The 751-nt window shown below is 40.5% G+C and carries 1 pseudogene; it reads left to right on the forward strand.

The features are described from left to right. Nucleotides 1-751, forward strand: a pseudogene (locus tag SANK73390_RS18725) (hypothetical protein); the annotation flags it as partial.

Here is a 751-nt window from a genome sequence, read left to right on the forward strand (position 1 = left end):
TGAATCTGAAATAGAACCTGAATCTAAAGCGGTCGATGAACGAACTGAAAGTATTGAAGGTGAACTAGACGAGTCTGACTTGGATGACATCGACGATTTGTTACAAAGTGATCAAGAATTAAACGAAAATCAATTTGATGTATCGCTTGATGATATTGTTGATGATATTGTTGATGATGAAGACGAGGTGCCTGAGCAAACAGTAGATGAGCAATCCGAGCTTTCTCAACTACAAAGTGTCGATGATTTATTAAATGAGCTGGATGAAGAAGAGCTGGATGATTGGGACGATGTTCTCGGTCATGAAGAAGAAATTGCGCTAGGAGATGATCCTCTCGCTGATGAAGTTGATTTATCTGAAGAGGGTAATGAGGAAGAGCTAGAAGATTTGGTTGAGCCCAGCATGGAGCTTGAGAGTTATCCAGAACTTGAGCTTGATGATAGTCTTGGCGAGCCATCAATTAGTCAAACAGAGCAAAGCTTAACTGATGCCATGGCTGAAAGCTCTCTTGCAACAGATGAGCTGGATAATGAGCTGGATGAATTAAATGAAGAAATGGAAGATGGCGATCTTGATTTAGAGTCTTTAGCTGAGTTTGATGAACAAGCAGCACAAGAGTCGTTGAATGATGAACTTGACGAGTCAGATGTGATCAGTGATGCACTAGATGACTCTGAGCAAAGTAACAACGAAGAGATCTCAGATGAAGATTTAGAGTCTTTACCTGAATTTGAGTTGGGATCTGATGAT

Source organism: Pseudoalteromonas sp. SANK 73390 (assembly GCF_054966645.1).